Raw genomic sequence first — 3,348 nt, forward strand, 5'->3', positions numbered from 1 at the left:
ACGCGGCGATGTCGTGACATTGAAGCTGGCGCCCAATGGCGGCGGGACGATCCGGCTGACGCCCGCGACGAAATGACCATGCGCCGGCGAAGGCCGGCCGAACAACGACCAAGGAGGGGATAGATTATGACCGGAAGGAAAGCCTTCATCGTATCGCTGATGGCGGGAGCGGGCTTTGCCGTGAGCATGCCCGCGCATGCCCAGAGCGATATCGCCGAAACGCCGAACGACGACATCGTCGTCACGGGTACGCGCGCCAGCCTCGAGCGCGCGCTCGACATCAAGCGCGAAGCCGTCGGCGTCGTCGACTCGATCTCGGCTGAGGATATCGGCAAATTCCCCGACCAGAATGTCGCGGAATCGCTGCAGCGCGTTCCCGGCGTCTCGATCGACCGCAGCCAAGGCGAGGGGCGCTTCATCACCGTTCGCGGCTTCGGCCCCGAATTCAACACGGTGCTGCTCAACGGCCGCGTGCTCGCGACCGACAATGACGGACGCGAATTCAGCTTCGACATCCTGCCTTCCGAGCTGATCTCGGGCGCAGATGTCTATAAATCGTCGTCGGCGACGCTGCAGGACGGCGGCATCGGTTCGACCGTCAATATCCGCACCGCGCGCCCGACCGACCGTTCGGGTTTCTTCGCCGCAGGCAGCCTCGGCGGCAAATATGACAGCGGGTCGGACAAGGTGACCCCGACCGCGACCGCGCTCGCGAGCTGGAGCAACGCCGACGACAGCTTCGGCATTCTCGGCAGCCTCGTATATGACAAGCGTAAGTCGCGCGTGAAGCGCTTCAGCACCGACGGCTGGGTGGTCAACCAGAACCTCGATTTCGACAAGGACGGCACCGTCGACCTCGCCGGCGTCGCGGTCGACCGCGGCACGGGGCAGGCGGTCGATACCAGCACGCGCGAGCGGATCGGCGGAACGCTGGCGATCGATTTCCGTCCCTCGGACACCGTCTCGATCAAGCTCGACGGGCTTTATTCGCAATACAAGGTGAACTCGATCACCAATGCGATGGGCTATTTCTCCGACCCCGCCGACATCATCTCGGCGACCGCGAACGAAAATGGCACGCTGACCCATTATGTACGCAGCAATACGGGAAGCCTCGCCACCGACAACACGATCAGTGCGTTGCCGCCGCGCGATGCGCGCACCTTCCAGATCGCGGGCAACATCGAATGGACGCCTTCGGACCGCACGACGATCGTCACCGATCTGTCCTGGTCGCGTGCGACCAACGACGGCCGCGACGGGGTGCCGGTGATCGTGATCGGCGCGCGCAACACCGGGCTCAACCCGACGTGGGACCTGCAGGCCGACCAGTCGACCCCCGCCTACACCAACGTCTTCCCGACGACCGACGTCGCGCGCGCGCGCGGTCACTTTGCGCGGCTGGCGGGCGAGGACATTTCTGACGATGTGCTGCAACTGCGCGTCGACGGCACGCAGGAGTTTGACGGGACGCTGAGCGCGCTCAAATTCGGAGTGCTCGCGTCACGGCGCAAGAAGGTTACCGACGCCTATGAAACGCCCGGCGCGGTTTTCTGCGGCTATTGCGGTTACAATGTCACGCTGCCCGCCAATCTGACGCAGATATTCGACAGCGGCGGCAAGACTTTCCTCGGCAGCCCGAACCTGCCGACCAAATGGCTGACCTTCGATCCCGAGGCCTTGCTCGCCTATTACACGACCGATGCGGCGATCGCGCAGGCGAACAACCCGGCGGGCTTCCGCGCCGCGCTCGCGGCGAACGGCGGCGGATATCGGGGCGTGTTCAATCCGCAGGCGTCGGGATCGGTGCGCGAAAAGAGCTTCGCTGCCTATCTGCAGGCCGAGTTCGAGGGCGATGCCGGCAATATGCCGTGGACCGCGGCGATCGGCGGGCGCTGGGTCTATACCAGGCTCGACGCGAAAGGTTTTTCGCAACAATTGCTAAGCCTGACCGCAATCCCGGGCGACGCGACCTTTCTCGACTATGAGCTGAGCGATCCGGTCGCGGTCAGCGCGAAGAACGACTATAATTATTTTCTGCCGTCGCTCAGCGCGCGGCTCAACATCACCGATCAGCTGGTCGCCCGCCTTGCCGGGTCGCGGACGCTGACGCGGCCCACGCTGACCAGCCTCGGACTGAATGAATCGTACAACCTTCGCCCGCCGGCGTCCTTCTTCGTGTCGGGCGGAAATCCGGCGTTGAAGCCCTATCTCGCATGGAACGCCGACGTCGGGCTCGACTATTATTTCAGCCGGTCGAGCTATGCGAGCATCGCGGGCTTCTACAAGAAAGTCGACAATTTCGTCTCGCTGGTGACCCAGCCGCGCGAGATCCTCGGCTACGACTTCTTCGACACGCGTCCGACCAACGCGCAGTCGGCCGAGGTCTATGGCTTCGAAGTCGCGGCGCAGGCGACGCTCGATTTTCTGCCATCGCCCTTCGACGGTTTCGGCTTCTCGGCCAACTATACCAAGGTCGAAAGCTCGGTAACCTTCGACCCCAGCCTGTCGGCGCAGGTGTTCAACGTCGAAGGCCTGTCGGACTCGGCGAACCTCGTCGCCTTTTACGAAAAGGGACCGGTGCAGCTTCGCGTCGCATACAACTGGCGCGAAGGTTTCCTGCGCCGCACTTTCGGGTCCGAGGGCCAGCCAGAGAATGTCAACGGCTATGGCCAGATCGACCTGTCGGGCAGCTTTGCGGTGACCGACAATGTCTCGATCTTTGCCGAGGCAGTGAACATCGGCAACAAGAGATCGCGAAGCTATTCGGCTTATCAGGAACGTATCCTGACGCTCGAGGAATCGGGCCGCCGGATCAGCTTCGGGGTGCGCGCGAGCTTCTGATGGCGTTTCGGCGGCAACCTGATTGTAAAGATGCGGGTTACGGTAGTGGAAAGCCCTGTGTCTCGCGCGCTGACCTAGCGCGCGCTGGGAACCGACGCCCCCGCATAAGGGTCATAGGCTGGCGTCGGCGGGGCCGGAGTTTGCAACGGTGGCCTGATGTCGGTAGCGGGGGGCGGCTTAATAGCTGCGCCCGATCCACCAAAACCCGTCAGCGCCGCAGCGATTGCGGACGCCCCGAACAATATGAAGCAGCCGATCACCACCGCGATACCGCGTCGCAGTTCGAGCCGCCCCGACAGCATCAGAATCCCGAACGTCGCAACCGCGAGGACAGCGACCGTCGTCGCGGTCGATCCCAGCGCCACGCCCTGGACCCATGTGATGCCATCGGCGACCGGGCTGTTCGCGGGCGGGTCGGTGAGCGAGGTCGTCGGTATATGCATGGCGATCCGTTGGCGGGGCTTTAGGCGGAAATAGACACAAGGATAAGGCCCGGCAAGCTTT

2 protein-coding genes are annotated in these 3,348 nt (G+C 63.5%); one reads left to right on the forward strand and one right to left on the reverse strand.

The window, feature by feature from the left end; genetic code table 11:
- The first annotated feature begins 126 nt into the window (after positions 1-126).
- Positions 127-2,844, forward strand: coding sequence for a TonB-dependent receptor (locus VGD20_RS06130; RefSeq protein WP_331133605.1), 2,718 nt, complete (start codon positions 127-129; stop codon positions 2,842-2,844).
- Between the two features lie 74 nt (positions 2,845-2,918).
- Here the strand turns inward: VGD20_RS06130 and VGD20_RS06135 are convergent, their stop codons facing one another.
- Positions 2,919-3,287 carry a TrbC/VirB2 family protein gene (locus VGD20_RS06135; protein ID WP_331133606.1) on the reverse strand — a complete coding sequence of 123 codons (369 nt, stop codon included), beginning with the start codon at positions 3,285-3,287 and terminating at the stop codon, positions 2,919-2,921.
- Between the last annotated feature and the right edge of the window lie 61 nt (positions 3,288-3,348).

The organism is Sphingopyxis sp., from assembly GCF_036402335.1.
GTDB lineage: Bacteria > Pseudomonadota > Alphaproteobacteria > Sphingomonadales > Sphingomonadaceae > Sphingopyxis.

Excerpts from the sequence above, each read along its gene's own strand:
- VGD20_RS06135 (WP_331133606.1), bottom strand. The coding sequence starts at position 3,287 with ATGCATATACCGACGACCTCGCTCACCGACCCGCCCGCGAACAGCCCG.
- VGD20_RS06130 (WP_331133605.1), top strand. The coding sequence starts at position 127 with ATGACCGGAAGGAAAGCCTTCATCGTATCGCTGATGGCGGGAGCGGGC.